This is a genomic window from Brumicola pallidula DSM 14239 = ACAM 615 (genome assembly GCF_000428905.1).
GTDB lineage: Bacteria > Pseudomonadota > Gammaproteobacteria > Enterobacterales > Alteromonadaceae > Glaciecola > Glaciecola pallidula.
Genome location: NZ_AUAV01000005.1, coordinates 145,128 through 159,832 on the forward strand (window position 1 = coordinate 145,128; position 14,705 = coordinate 159,832).

Consider the following 14,705-nt stretch of genomic DNA (forward strand, 5'->3'; position numbering starts at 1 on the left):
AATTGAATATGAAGAGTCAGGTAAATAGAAAAGCACCAAGAAAAGCAACATTGATAAAGTCAGTGTCTGTCGGTTTTTGTCTAATGCTTGGTATTTATTTTACTATTTTTTCTATTCAGCCATCTATGGGCGTTTGTAGCCAAAGCGATTTTGCGGTGCAAACAGACGAAAATGGTTTACCTGCAAGTATCCAATGTTCGCGCAAAGGCAATGAAGTAAGTTGGTTGGCGTGGATAACCAACAAATCTACATCTAATCAGTTTCATTTTCTTGATTTGTTAGAGTTGCTCTCGCAAATTGGGTCCGATGAATAATAGGTAGTGTTAGTGCTCAAAAAATGGTTTCGATTGATAAAAAGTGTATCTGCAAGTATGCTAGGCGTGCAATCTCAAAAGAGTTACGAAGAAGACTTCACCGAACAATCACCCGTCCCGTTCATCGTTACCGGTATTGTTCTGGTTATTCTGTTTGTGGTCAGTCTTGTTTTGCTAGTTAACTTTTTAGTTTAGTCCATATTACCCATATCAGGCACGAAGTATCTATTACGACTCGCTATTGTCTTGCAAAAATATGACTAGGTCTTGATGTATGATGGGCTTATAAATTAAATATCCTGCACCAAAATCATCTATAGCTACCCTAAACCCAATTCAGTGCGAATGTATAATACTGCGCTGTGATCGCCCAAGCAGGTAAACGGAGCGGTTGTGATTCAGCACCTCCTTTATCATTCAAGTTCATCAGTAATCTACCATATCGATACATTAGCCCACTGGATTATCGAAGACATATTTTATTTTTATATAATAGTCTTTAAAAGGGAGTTACTTAATCGATCACTTGGTTTCTTTGCAAAAAATAGCAATGAGTTCTTTTACTGGCTTTCGATTGAGAGGGTTTTGACTGATCAATCGTCGGGCAGAAAAGCTATTAAATTTTGCGCCCTGATACAAACGCCGCGAAAGGGCAGTATCGTGGTTACTGATAATCACCGTCACCGGGCGATTCGCTACAATGTCGAGCACTGTTTGTGCCAATTTTTCTTGCGCTTGTAGGCTAAATCCGTTTGTTGCGTACTGAGTAAATGACGCTGTTTTACTAATAGGAATATAAGGTGGATCGCAATAAATAACGCTGTTATCAGGCGCTTTTTTAATTACTTCAACATAGTCTAAATTAGTGAATTCAGCTTTAGCAAAACGCTCAGCAAAATAACTAATTTCTGCCGATGGCATCTTTGGTTTTACATAGCGACCAAAGGGCACATTAAAACCACCCTTGCGGTTGTAGCGACATAAGCCATTATAGCCGTGGCGATTGAGATAAACGAACAACAAGGCTTTTCGAAATGCATCATCAGTGGCATTAAACTCCTCTCTACGCTGGTAGTAGAAATCTGAATCGTTTGACTCTGGCGTGAATAATGGAGCTAATGCCGCAACAAAATGCGCTGATGAGTGTTGAACCAATTTATACAAATCAACCAGATCGGTATTAATGTCGTTAAGTTGATAATTATCATATTGTGCATTTAAAGCGATAGAACCAGCGCCAAAAAAAGGCTCGATGAGTTTTGGCGATTTAGGTAAATGGGGGAGAATATACTCAAGCAGAGAATATTTGCCGCCGGCCCATTTCAAAAAGGCCCTATTTTTAGTATTTTTATTCACGACTGTGATTCAAACTGCAAAGTGTTTTCAAAAGTAGCGCTACAGTACCATAAAATCTAACGATCTCGTATTTCTAGCTTTATTTGTGCCAAGTCTTTTGCGAATGGTCCTGTCGACTGCAATGACGATGGCAATAATTCGACAGCTTGGCGTGTTGCATTTAAGGAATCAAAACGTTGATTTAATAAAACCACATGCCAAGCGCCACCATATCGTTTGGTTTGATAAACCCAGACCAGATCTTGTAATTGATTATCCGTAATAAATTCATTTAATACACTTCTATTCTGGATACCTGAGAGTTGCAATAAGACGCTTGGTTCTGGCAATACCAATAACATCGCCTCATCAAATTCGTACAAGCCATTACCTATTAGCTCTGGCTTTTCTTGAGCAGCGGCTTGTTCTGGTAAAGTCAGCAATGCGTTTTCAGATGCCAAAGTATCGATAACTAGCTGTTTTTCTTGTGACGGGGTCAATAATTGGTTGCCTAATGTGGCATCTAGCTGTTCAACGCTAATGATGTCAGGAACCGCGAAATCGCCGTCAGCGTCATAAACGTCTACGACATCATCGGGCAATGGTCTTTCTTCGTCTACGTTTGTGATGAACGCAGCATCCTTCTCTTGCGTAATCCGCTGCTCATTAATATTCTCTTTGAGTGACTTAATTTTATCATTGCTAGCTTGCTTAGCGTTATCCCATGAAGTGACTAACTGGGTGTTATCTTTAGTTAAATCCGAATCTAAACTGGACTGTAATTCCTTCGCAGTAGATAACTGCATCGCGTCTTGTTTGCTTAGCGATAAGTCTGTGCTTTCTATATCCGCTTCTATTTCCGCTTTTATATCCGCCTCTATTTTCGCCTCTATTTTCGCCTTTATTTTCGCCTCTGTTTCAGTTTCTATCTCTCTATCTAACTGCTCGTTTAGCAGCGCCAGCTTGTCTATATTAAGTTGGGTTTCAGGTGGCAGCGTTCCTGTTTGTAGCAGCGATTTTACGTGGTCTGGATATTGCCAACTCATGAGACCAACAAAAACCGATAGCAGCAAGACTAATACGCTTACAATAAACCATTTTTGCGTCACAATAGGCGGTGAAAATTCGTCTCGCCTGAATAAGTCGACAGAAAATGCGCGGCGTTCGTCCGCCATGAGGCTCTCTAATGCATTTACGTCGAACTTTGTTGAATCTATAGATTGAGTCGATAACAGCACGGGACGACTACTATTGCGTTTAGGAAGCCACTTTTTAGCCTTTTCTGCCCAAGCTGTCTCACCAAAGAGTATGACGTTGACGTGATGATTTTGCGATTGTGTTTTACTCTCTGTTACCCAGTCCCATAGTTCTTGTAAAAATGCATTTGGAAGAGTTTGAGCTTGCTTAATGCAGAGTAAGTAGGGACCTGGTTGCTCGTGTAAATCTTTGAGGAGTTCTTTTAATGGTCGAACAAAACTACCCACTTTTTGGCCTAAAAGTTGACGACAAATAATCCGTCGAAAATCCGGTGACTCCATGCTGAGTTCAGAAGTAAAATAGGAAATTTCAGTATTTTCTTTTTGCATCGACAAAAAATCTTCGAGTGTTCTTTGTTGCTGAGCAATACTATCCCCGCTTACGAATATAAGCTGAGAAGAATAATTAACTAAGTGTTCCAATCGTTCTTGCAATTCTGACAAACAGTCATGTCCTTTTAAATTTGGCCTTACAAATTTTTGCAGCAGGTTGGGCTAGTTCAATATCGCCGTCAATTCTTCATTTTTAACGTCATCTATTATTTTAGCATTGCCTATAGATGTCGGAACGATGAATCGCATTTTACCGGATAGTACCTTTTTATCGTGTTGCATATGCCTAATATAGGTGTCTGCGGACATATCTGCCGGCCCCGTAATCGGTAAGTTAAATAACTTCAATAGCCTTTGTATGCGCCTGGATTCTGACACTGAGATCCAATTACGCAGCACTGCGAGCTTTGTTGCAAGCGCCATGCCAGCAGCAACAGCCTCACCGTGCAGCCAGACACCATATCCTTTTTCAGCCTCTATAGCGTGACCAAAGGTATGACCAAGATTCAATAAAGCTCTAACGCCATGCTCTTTTTCATCCAAATTGACGACTTCTGCTTTTATTGCGCAACACTTTGTAATCAGATATCGCAGCGCGTCAGGGTCGCGGTTTTTTATTGCTGTAGTTTGGTTTTCAATCCAAGTAAAGAAGTCCCCATCGTACATTATCCCATATTTTATAACTTCGGCCATGCCGGCAGAGAATTCTCTTTCGGGTAAAGTAGACAGCGAGTTGGTATCAATAAATACGGCTTTGGGCTGATAAAAAGCACCAATCATATTCTTACCAAGAGGGTGATTTACCGCTGTTTTTCCGCCTACGGAGGAATCAACTTGCGAAAGTAGTGTTGTAGGTACTTGAATGAAAGGTATTCCTCGCTGATAGCAAGCAGCAGCAAAACCGCCCATATCACCAATAACTCCGCCACCTAAAGCAATCAGCGTTGTGTCTCTAGCCGCTCTATTTTCAAGTAGTTGTGTTAAGACAACATTGAAGTATTCAATTGTTTTGTATTGTTCACCATCGGGTAAAATAATATCGAAGGAACTTATACCTGCGTTATTCAATGGCTTTTTTATACTATTTAAAAACAGAGGTGCGACGGTTTCGTTGGTGACAATCGCGCATTGTTTTCCTTGAATAGCAGAAAGTAAAAAACCGGGTTGATTAAACAAACCGGTCTCAATGTAGATAGGGTAGCTACGCTCTCCCAAATCAACGTTTAATGTGGGCATAGCGCAATATCCTTTCTAAAAAATCCTAAAATTAACCTGTTACAAACCGATTTTACTGATAATTTGGTTTGCTACTGCGCGTGCGCTTTGGTCATCCGTTTCAACTACATAATCAGCAACCTCAGTATACAGAGGGTTACGTTCGTCAGCTAAATCTCTTAATACTTGCTCAGGGTCATTATTCTGAAGAAGAGGGCGGCGCTTGTCACGCTGAGTTCTAGCTACTTGCTTATCAATAGTTGTTTGCAAATATACTACGATACCTCGTGCTGAAAGTCTGTTTCTCACATTTTTTGAGACAATAGAACCTCCACCCGTGGCTAAAACGATACCTTGTTTATCAGTGAGGTCGTTTATGATGTCTTCTTCACGCTTGCGAAAACCATCTTCCCCTTCGAGATCAAAAATCCAGGCAATATCTGCGCCAGTGCGCTTTTCTATTTCCTGATCAGAGTCGTAAAAATCGAGGTGAAGTTCGTCTGCAAGATGTCTACCGATAGTACTCTTTCCTGCTCCCATTGGGCCAACAAGAAATATATTACGTTTTTCAGCCATGTCTGATTGATTCACATTCTTTATAAATGATTGAAGTCGGCTTGGTGTATTCGTAACAAGCAACTTTAACTACCACATTAACGCGTTTTATAATTTTTTAACGCCAATGCGAGCGAATAATTTCCTCTGTGGAAAATCTATGCAGGGATTATCTCAATTAACTAGCCTGATATGCAAGCATTCTTATTCAAGCAATGGGTAAAATACTGTGCTTTAGAACCACAAAAGAGTGAAGGCCATGCCTTCACTCTTTATAACGGTTAGTGATATTAGTGTAAATACTTTAATAAATCAGTAATTAAAAGCTTTCTTCGATGATTTTTGGTGTTACAAATATAAGTAATTCACGTTTCTGTTCAATAGTTGACGTTGTTTTGAATAAATTACCGAAGTAAGGAATATCGCCGAGCAATGGTACTTTAGTAACGTCGTTAGTACTAACTTGCTGAAAGATACCACCAAGAACTATGGTTTCACCATTTTCGACCAGTACTTGAGTACTAATCTCTTGCGTATCGATTGCAACAGCTGGACCAGTAGAAGTCGCCACGGTATCGCCACGCGTATCCTGAGTTACTACAAGATTTAGAATAATTCTATCATCCGGCGTGATATGTGGTGTTACCTTTAAACTCAATACGGCTTTTTTGAATTCTACCGATGTTGCGCCACTCGATGTTGCTTGCACAAACGGAATTTCAGTACCTTGTTCAATGTAAGCTTCTTGCTGATTGGCAACTGTAATTCGAGGGCTGGCAATAATTTCCCCTTTGTTCTCGGCTTCTAAAGCACTTAGCTCAAGGTCTAAGATATTACCGTCAAGTAGATTCGCAATTTGAAAACCGATGGTGCCAGCTGCGCTCGATACCGGTAAGTTCACGTTTAAGCGGTCACCAATATCAGGAACACTGCCCTGGCCGGCTGTATCAGCACCTACGATTGAACCTGAAACTGAATTGTTATCGCCTGCGCCGGTGAATCCCCAACGAACACCCAGTTGCTCGTCTACGTTATCCCGAACGGTGACCATGCGAGACTCAATAAGCACTTGTTTTACTGGGATATCTAATGCATTTATAACCCGACGCGCTTCATCGATACTTTCTAATGTATCGCGGATTAATATGGTGTTGGTACGGGCATCGACAGTGACGTTACCACGGTCAGAAAGTATTCCGCCATCGCTAGTTTTAAGGATGGTCGCAATTTCATCAGCCTTCGCATAGTTAATTTCAATATGTGCTGACTTAAGTTGAGCAAGATTTTGTACTTGTTGCTTAGATTGAAGTTGCTGCGTTTCTCGGGCAGACAATTCTTCAGTCGGGGCGATAAGTAGGATGTTACCTTCTAACCGTTTATCCAACCCTCTGATCTTTAAAATCATATCAAGGGCTTGGTCCCAAGGAACACCAGACAAACTTATAGTGACATTGCCGTTAACGGTGTCAGTTGTTACCAAGTTAAAACCATTAACTTGCGCAATAATCTGTAATACTTGGCGCACAGGCACGTCTTGGAAATCCAACGAAATTGGCTTGCCTTCATACGTTGTATTCTTAGATTGTTCAACTTCACCTGGTGTCAACGGCGTTACCGCTAGAGTAACAACTCCGTTCTCTTCCATTCTTTTAATTTTTACTACGCCGTTATAGCGGATCTCAACCTTCGCTGTGTCTGCATCTTGAAAGGTTTCAATGCTGTTAACCGCAGTACCAAACTGACTAACGTCAACTTCAACGTATTGGTCCTCAGCCAACATCGTTTCTTTCATCGTTAAGGTAATTAAACCTTTAGCCTCTACAACGGTCACCGATGGGATTTTGCCTTCAAATCCTATAAGCACGTTTCCCGTTTTTACAAAGCGATTAAAATCAATACTATTTAAGATGGCTGAACTTTCTAATGTAGCTTCACCTTGCGGATCAACTAAATCAATTAAATTTTCAGACTCTTGAGCAACAGCACCTAAGCTGACAATGGCTAAAACGAACGCAATTATCAAGACCCAGTGAGGTCTGTTGCTGTTTAAGCGCTTGTTAAAAATATATTTATCAGACATTATCATTTTCCCCAGCTACTGATGACATAGTTAATGTGGCGATTTTTGTTTTCCAACATCCAGCACCGTCAGGTAACATTTCTTCAATAACCACTTCTTTATCCGTTATGTTAATAATTTTGCCGAAAAACAGGCCGATGTATTGACCTCGTTTCGCCTTGTGTAATGTGCCATCATTGGCCTTGATAAGAACCCACTTTTGACCGCCAGTACTAAAGACACCTGTCATCTGTAATGCATCGATACCGTAAGATTCTAATTTTTCTTTAGAGCGTTGGCGATTTGGCTGATTGCAGTTAGCCGTTTGAACCGTCACGCTTGTTTTTGCCTCATTTCCTTGCTGCAGCCTTTGGAAGGGGCTGCGCAGATTGCTAGCTGAATAATTAACCGGCTGCAATTGCTTAAACTTGGGATATTCTTCAATGCTGATATTCGTATTCGCTTTGACACTATCGGTATAAGCAATTAGGTCATCAATTTCTGCGCTGCAAGCTGACAAACTAAGGCAGGTTGCAAGCACAAGATACTTATTCATTAGGCTTTTAGGGAGGGGTATAAATGCGTTTGTCATTATTCTTTCCCCTCAGCATTCATATCGGCCTGAGTTGTCGCAGCACGATAAGTTTTTGCTTGCATCTTTAGATTAAGAACGCCTTTATTGTTAGTAATATCAAAGTCATGCAAGGTTACAATTCTTGGAAGATTAGCGATGTTCGAAGTAAATAAGCCAAACTCGTGATAAGTTCCGGCAACTTCAAGTTGAATAGGTAGCTCGGTGTAAAATTCTTTCGGATTTTCTTGTTGCCAATTAAGTAACTTAAATGAGAGACCTGCGTCGGTTCCTACATAAGTAATGTCGTCCAATAACCCAGGTGTTTCATTGCTCGTTGGCAATGTTTTGAGCATCGAGGAAAAATCGCTTTGCATTCTTACTAGTTGTTTTTCATAAGCGTCTACGTTGACGGCAATTCGATATTTCGATTCAAATGTCGTTCTAAGCTCGGTCTCTTTGATTTTAGAACTATCCAACTGCGGTAACTTGCTGCTAATAATAGCGTAATAGCAAATAGCACCCACCACGACCACACAGAAGATGGCAACGACCGTCTTGATTTCCTTCGGCCAAATAGCGACTTGTTCGAAATCGAGATCGTTTATTTCCTTTAATTTAGAAAAATCAAAAGCCATTATTGACTCCCCCCTTCATCTGTTTCTACATTTTGAACCGGAGCAACTTTCGGCGTAATAGAGAATGTTAATTTAAAGTCACTGACCGCATTCGACGTGCTCACATCAGCAGTAATTGAAGACAATATGCCACTAGTAAATACATCGGACTGCTCAAGTTTTCGCATAAACGCAGATAAACGATTGTTCGATTCACTAATGCCGACAATTTCAATTAAGTTGCCGATACGGGACATCTTCTCAAATGAAACACCCACGGGTACAATTCGCGCCAATTCATCAAAAACAATGGGTGATACATTTTTACTCACCTGCAGTTGCTCGATAAGTGCCATGCGCTGGGCAATCTCTGCTTTTGAGCTTCGAATGTCTTTGATGCGTTGAATTTGCGTGTCTAAAACCCCGATCTGCTGCTCTAGATAATTGTTCCTTGAGTTCTGGTTGCGAACTTGTTGCTCAATGACTTCGCCTAATATCCAGAACACGGCAAGCACAGCAATCGAAATAACAACCAATGAACTAATGTATTGTTTTTTATGACGCTGACGCTGAGCTTCACGCCATGGAAGTAAATTTACATGTGCCATTGCGAATAACTCCTACTTGCTAACCCCATCGCGATCGCCAATTGTGCAGCAAATTTGTTTAATTTTTCGGCGTCGACGTTTTCAGCGATGGTTAAATTTAAAAACGGATTAAAGGCTTCGACCACAATGCCGAGGTCTTTTGATAATTCTTCAATGACCATTGGCAATGAACCAGCGCCACCAGAAATTAAGATTTTTTCGGGCTGCGTCTTGTGCGTTGTCGACGCATACATTTGTAATGCACGTTGTATTTGTTGTTGCAATGCAGATAAAAACATTGGCAAGGTATCTTTAAACCATGACTCAGGTGCTGAACCATCGGCTATTTGATTCTCTACTTCTTGAATGTCTAGCGAGTGAATAACCGCTAAATCTTGTATGAATTTGTTCATACCGAAGTTGTGTTCTTTGCTATATATGACTTCGCCGTCTTCAACGAAACAGACTTGCAATAAACTGGCACCTACATTAATACAGCACGTTGGGCTGTCTTTTCTATGCGTTGCAAAGTGGATAAGGGCGTTACCTAAAGCATAACCTTCAATGTCCATGATTACGGGTTCGAAAGGCGCTTCTCTGACGAGCGTAATGCGACTATCGACCATGTCTTTGTGTGCGGCGCTCAGCAATACTTCGACTTTACCGCCGTGCATTTTGCTTTCACCCAATTCTTCAAAGTCCAAATAAACTTCTTCTAAGGGGTAAGGTATTAAGCTGTCTGCTTCGATTTCAATTTGGCTTTCCAGTTCAAAATCAGTTTGATTTGGCTCCATGAAAACCACTTTGCTGAGAACTGATGCGCCAGCAACAGCTATCGCAACATTTTTGTTTTTTGTCTTCAAGTTGTGCTTGATTTTGGCCAGTGCTTTGCTGACGGCGTCAAAGTCTTTTATTTCACGCTCATTAAATGCACCACCTATGATAGGTTCGCAAGCGAAAGCATTTACTTTGGCTACAGAACCGCTAACATCTAAGCATACGGCCTTAACGTACTTGGTTCCTATGTCTAACCCGATTATACTTTGGACTTTTTTCTTAAAAAGCGATTTCATTGATTAGTAGCTCTGTCATAGTTCTAGTATCATAGGTACAAATAATACTGATTTTTTTAAACTGTATGGTTCTGTTAACGACACCTAAGTATAAAAATTGAGTATTTAATCCCAATAAATAAAAGTGAAAACAGCACAGTGAAGTTAATAAAGAAACTCATGTTACTGAGCGCCTTAGGTTTTTTCCTAGCGGTTATTAGCATTATAGGTATGTATTTTTATCTCAAACCCGGGCTTCCAAGTGTGGAAATTTTGAGAGAGGTCAAGTTACAAACACCTATGCGTATATTTACCCAAGACGGTAAATTAATATCCCAATATGGGGTAAAAAGAAGAATACCGGTTTCTCTTGATGATGTCCCCGAGACCTTAGTACAGGCGCTTATAGCAACTGAAGATAGCCGCTTTTACAGCCATATTGGGGTAGATCCTATTGGTGTTGGTCGTGCCTTCTTAAATTTGATTACAACTGGCGAGCGGGGGCAGGGAGCTAGCACTTTGACGATGCAAATGGCGCGCGGTTTCTTCTTGACTAAAGAAAAGAAGTTTAGTCGTAAAATCAGGGAATTGTTTATTGCATTGCATATGGAGCAAGAATTAAGCAAAGATGAAATTCTTGAGTTATATCTTAATAAGGTTGAGCTAGGACACCGGGCTTTTGGTTTTGGCGCAGCTGCACAAGTGTATTATGGAAAAAATTTAAAGCAATTGAATCTAGCTCAACTTGCCACGTTAGCTGGATTGCCGCAAGCCCCCTCGGTACTTAACCCAATAAGCCGGCCTGAGCGCTCAAAAGAGCGCCGACGTATCGTTTTGTTGCGTATGTTAGATGAAGGTTATATTAACCGGCAACAGTTCGATGAAGCCTCCCAAGCCCCAGTGACAGCTAAGAAACACGGTGCAGAACTCGCGCTCGATGCGCCTTATTTAGCAGACCTTATTTATAACGAAATGGTTGAAATCTACGGCAAAGAAATTGCAGAAACGAGTGGCTTTAATGTTTTTGCAACGGCAACTTATGATATGCAAAAGGCTGCCCAAGAAGCGGTCATACAGAACTTGCATGATTATGACGAGAGGCATGGATTCAGAGGACCTTTGGCGCAACTTTGGGAACCACTTGAGCGTGCAGTTGCTAAACCGGTCGCGGTTGTTGATGGTATAGAACAAGGTAATCCTAGCCCAGTAGAACTGCCTCCCCGTATCAATAAAAATGCTTGGTCTATTGAGAAAGTCACAGCATATCTGGATAGCGTTGAAGAAATAGACCCATTGTTGCCTGCGGTGGTTATGACGGTACAAGAAAAATCGGTAGATGTCATTATTGCGGATGGTCGAATGATTCAATTAGTCTGGGATGGTTTGGATTGGGCAAGAGCCTACATCGATGATCAGACACAAGGAGATGAACCTGAAGTTGCGGCAGATATTCTACAGGAAGGTATGTTGGTATATATCCGAAAGCGTCCTCAAGACGATGTTTGGCAGCTCGGCCAGTTGCCTGACGCGGCCGGTGCTTTGGTCGCACTAGATCCTTATGACGGTTCTGTAAAGGCCGTGGTTGGCGGGTATAGCTTCTACAAAAGTCAGTTTAACCGAGCGACACAAGCAAAGCGCCAAGTGGGTTCAAATATAAAACCGTTTGTGTACGCCAGCGCCATTGGAAATGGTTATACACTAGCGAGCATTATGAATGATGCGCCTATTAATCAATGGGATAGCTCGTCTGGCGTTGCCTGGCGTCCTCAAAATTCGCCCGCCGTTTACGAAGGTCCAATACGCTTGCGTGTCGCATTAGGAATGTCAAAAAACGTAGTGTCAGTTCGTCTCTTACGAGGTGTTGGTATAGATGAAACTGTGGACTATATTTCGCGTTTTGGATTTGACAAAGACGACATACCTCGTGATGAAACTTTGTCCCTAGGTTCAGGTTCACATACGCCTTTAGAGGTCGTTTCCGGCATTGCAGTGCTAGCGAATGGTGGTTTTGCTGTGCGTCCTTATTTTATTGAGCGAATTGAGAATGATCTGGAGGAGTTAATATGGCAAGCACAACCTGTTTACGCTTGTAATCCATGCGATGATGAGTCACCAGAACTAGAACAAGTATTAAATGAATCTGATATTGAAGCTCGCTTAGCAGCTCAATTTAGTCAAAAGTTAGGACGTAATAGTCAGAAAAAGAAAGTCAAACAATCAGCGCAGCAAGTCATTAGCTCGCAAACCGCGTTTTTGGTTACCGAAATGATGCACTCGGCAGTTAAGGCGAATGGCAACTGGAACAAGAAAACCTTTTGGTTAGGCACGGGTTGGCGTGCGACAAACCTGCTGCAACGAGACGATATTGGGGGTAAAACAGGGACGTCGAATGATTCAAAAGACACTTGGTTTAGCGGCTTTGCTGGCAACTTAGTCGCAACCACGTGGGTTGGGTTTGATGATGCATCGCGCCAACTAGGTCGAGCCTCGCGGAATCAAAATCTAGTAAACAAAAATCCTGAAAAATTTAATTGGATTGGTAATGCGCTGATCGGCACTGAAGCTGGTGCCATGAGCGCTCAACCCGCTTGGATACGTTTTATGCAAGAGGTGCTTAAAGACCAGCCGCAAGTGCCTAAAAAAATTCCAGAAGGTATTATCCGGGTTAGAATCGATCTCAAAACAGGTAAATTAACACGACGAACAGACCATACTGCAATGTTCGAATACTTCAAAGTTGGAACTGAACCAACCACTTATGTAGTAGATGATGAGTTATCATTACCAATAGATGAAGAAAATCCTAAAGCACCGGAAATTGATGATATTTTTTAGTTCTTTTGGTTTTTTCAGGTTTTTCTGAACAAGCTTCTATACTTAGGCCTCTTAACCTTCAACAATATACTATATTGGGGAAGGTCAAGAGGCGCAAAGTAATAACAATATAATAAGAACGTAATCAGAAAGTAATCAAAAAGTAATCAAAAAGTAATCAAAAAGTAATAAATAGTCCAACAACAAATAACTAACACATCATGCATAAAAGAGAATTCACGAATGAGCGACAACAGTCAGCACAATCACCTATATATTCCGCATTCAGGGCCTTCTTTACTTGAGACACCTCTATTAAATAAAGGTAGCGCATTTACCGAAAAAGAGCGTAAAAATTTCAATTTACTGGGCTTACTGCCGCCTCGATACGAAACTATCGAAGAGCAGGTCAGCAGAGCTTATAAACAATACAAAGGGTTCGAGAACCCATTGAATAAGCACATTTATTTACGTGCAATTCAAGATAATAACGAAACTTTGTTTTATCGACTCCTGCAAGCACATATTGAAGAAATGATGCCCATTATCTACACGCCTACTGTTGGTGATGCATGTGAGAGTTTCTCGGATATCTATCGCAGTTCGCGTGGCTTATTTATCAGTTATGAAGAACGTTATTTAATGGATGATATTTTGCGTAACGCAACCAAACGCAAGGTGAAAGTCATTGTGGTAACCGATGGTGAGCGGATTCTTGGTTTAGGTGATCAAGGTATTGGAGGCATGGGTATTCCAATTGGTAAACTCTCATTATACACAGCGTGCGGCGGCATCAGTCCCGCATATACATTACCTGTAATGTTAGACGTTGGAACCAACAATCAGAAATTACTTAACGATCCAATGTACATGGGTGCACGGCATGAAAGAATAAATCAAGATCAATACTATGAGTTTGTGGATATGTTTATCTGTGCCGCGCGCAGACGTTGGCCTGAAGTAATGATCCAGTTTGAAGATTTTGCACAGCCAAATGCAATGCCCTTATTGAAGAAGTATCGCGAAGAAGTATGCTGCTTTAATGATGATATTCAAGGCACTGCTGCGGTGACGCTGGGCACTATTTTAGCGGCCTGTCGAGTTCGTGGTGTTAAGTTATCGGACATGAATATTGCTTTTGTGGGCTCAGGTTCAGCTGGCTGTGGTATTGCTGAAATGCTTATTCAACAGATGATTTTTGAAGGTTTAAGCGATAAAGACGCCCGTCAACATGTGTTTATGATTGACCGTTTTGGCTTGTTGACGGAGGGGATGCAAGACTTACGCGATTTCCAGCAAGCATTACAGCAACCCAAAGTAGTCCTACAAAATTGGTCATACAGTGGAGAGTATGCATCCTTACTAGATGTTATCCATTGCGCTAAACCCGATGTATTGATTGGGGTCTCAGGTCAACCCGGTTTATTTAATGAGCAAGTGATAAGGACGATGGCGCAAAATAGTGAAAAACCCATCATCTTCCCACTAAGTAACCCGTCTCGTCAGGTTGAAGCAAGACCTGAACAAGTCATCGAATGGACCGATGGTAATGTAGTGATTGCTACCGGAAGTCCTTTTAAGCCTGTCGAATATAAAGATAAGGTCTATCCAATTGTTCAATGTAATAATAGCTATATATTCCCTGGCATAGGTTTGGGTGTTATTGCAGCCAAAGCGCGCCTAATTAGTGATGAAATGCTGATGGCAGCCAGCAACGCACTCGCCGATGCTTCGCCGATGGTGACTGATCCTAATGGCGAATTACTGCCACCGCTGACCGAAATTGGAAATTTGAGTCGAAAAATCGCATTTGCAGTGGCAAAAGTGGCGATGGGGCAAGGGCTAGCATTATCTATCCCAGACGAAATGTTAGAGCAACGTATTGAAAGTAACTTTTGGAAACCAGAATATCGCCCATATAAGCGCGTCAGCCTTTAATTAAATAGCGGATACCTGTTTGTGTCGATCGCAAGCAGGCATTTTTGCTCAATCCTATT

At 41.4% G+C, this 14,705-nt stretch carries 13 protein-coding genes; 4 read left to right on the forward strand and 9 right to left on the reverse strand.

From position 1 onward, the window contains the following. The first annotated feature begins 8 nt into the window (after nt 1-8). Both G399_RS22215 and G399_RS0100680 read left to right on the forward strand, forming a co-directional pair. Nucleotides 9-314: a hypothetical protein gene (locus G399_RS22215; protein WP_051288455.1), complete on the forward strand. Its 306-nt coding sequence runs from the start codon at nt 9-11 to the stop codon at nt 312-314. A gap of 33 nt (nt 315-347) precedes the next feature. Next, nucleotides 348-509, forward strand: coding sequence for a DUF2970 domain-containing protein (locus G399_RS0100680; protein ID WP_244877381.1), 162 nt, complete (start codon nt 348-350; stop codon nt 507-509). 327 nt (nt 510-836) lie between these two features. Here G399_RS0100680 and G399_RS0100690 read toward each other — a convergent pair whose 3' ends face one another. From G399_RS0100690 to pilM, 9 genes are all read right to left on the reverse strand, one after another. Further along, nucleotides 837-1,670, reverse strand: a complete 834-nt coding sequence (locus G399_RS0100690; protein ID WP_006011162.1) for a Dam family site-specific DNA-(adenine-N6)-methyltransferase — start codon at nt 1,668-1,670, stop codon at nt 837-839. A gap of 56 nt (nt 1,671-1,726) precedes the next feature. Next, complete coding sequence (locus G399_RS0100695) at nt 1,727-3,349, reverse strand: SPOR domain-containing protein (RefSeq protein ID WP_006011163.1); 1,623 nt, start codon at nt 3,347-3,349, stop codon at nt 1,727-1,729. 51 nt (nt 3,350-3,400) lie between these two features. Next, on the reverse strand, nt 3,401-4,474 hold the full coding sequence (gene aroB, locus G399_RS0100700; protein WP_006011164.1) for a 3-dehydroquinate synthase: 1,074 nt from the start codon (nt 4,472-4,474) through the stop codon (nt 3,401-3,403). Nucleotides 4,475-4,513: 39 nt separating this feature from the next. Then, nucleotides 4,514-5,029: a shikimate kinase AroK gene (gene aroK / locus G399_RS0100705; RefSeq protein ID WP_006011165.1), complete on the reverse strand. Its 516-nt coding sequence runs from the start codon at nt 5,027-5,029 to the stop codon at nt 4,514-4,516. 298 nt (nt 5,030-5,327) lie between these two features. Next, the gene (locus tag G399_RS0100710; RefSeq protein ID WP_006011166.1) at nt 5,328-7,088 is read right to left on the reverse strand and encodes a type IV pilus secretin PilQ; all 1,761 of its coding nucleotides are present in this window, start codon (nt 7,086-7,088) and stop codon (nt 5,328-5,330) included. Next, entirely contained in the window at nt 7,081-7,659 is a 579-nt protein-coding gene (locus G399_RS0100715) for a pilus assembly protein PilP (protein ID WP_006011167.1), read from the reverse strand. Before G399_RS0100715 ends, G399_RS0100710 begins: the two co-directional genes overlap by 8 nt. Further along, entirely contained in the window at nt 7,659-8,276 is a 618-nt protein-coding gene (locus tag G399_RS0100720; protein WP_006011169.1) for a type IV pilus inner membrane component PilO, read from the reverse strand. The genes G399_RS0100715 and G399_RS0100720 overlap by 1 nt, the downstream gene beginning before the upstream one ends. Continuing rightward, a complete protein-coding gene (locus tag G399_RS0100725; protein WP_006011171.1) occupies nt 8,276-8,863 on the reverse strand; it encodes a PilN domain-containing protein in 588 nt (195 codons plus the stop codon). Before G399_RS0100725 ends, G399_RS0100720 begins: the two co-directional genes overlap by 1 nt. Next, nucleotides 8,851-9,915 carry a type IV pilus biogenesis protein PilM gene (pilM, locus tag G399_RS0100730; RefSeq protein ID WP_006011172.1) on the reverse strand — a complete coding sequence of 355 codons (1,065 nt, stop codon included), beginning with the start codon at nt 9,913-9,915 and terminating at the stop codon, nt 8,851-8,853. The genes G399_RS0100725 and pilM overlap by 13 nt, the downstream gene beginning before the upstream one ends. Before the next feature lie 138 nt (nt 9,916-10,053). On the opposite strand from pilM, the gene G399_RS0100735 reads away from it, so the two are divergent. Together G399_RS0100735 and G399_RS0100740 are read left to right on the forward strand one after the other, a co-directional pair. Continuing rightward, nucleotides 10,054-12,729 carry a penicillin-binding protein 1A gene (locus G399_RS0100735; protein WP_026843328.1) on the forward strand — a complete coding sequence of 892 codons (2,676 nt, stop codon included), beginning with the start codon at nt 10,054-10,056 and terminating at the stop codon, nt 12,727-12,729. A gap of 222 nt (nt 12,730-12,951) precedes the next feature. Beyond that, nucleotides 12,952-14,646 carry an NAD-dependent malic enzyme gene (locus G399_RS0100740; protein WP_006011177.1) on the forward strand — a complete coding sequence of 565 codons (1,695 nt, stop codon included), beginning with the start codon at nt 12,952-12,954 and terminating at the stop codon, nt 14,644-14,646. The last annotated feature ends 59 nt before the right edge of the window (nt 14,647-14,705 follow it).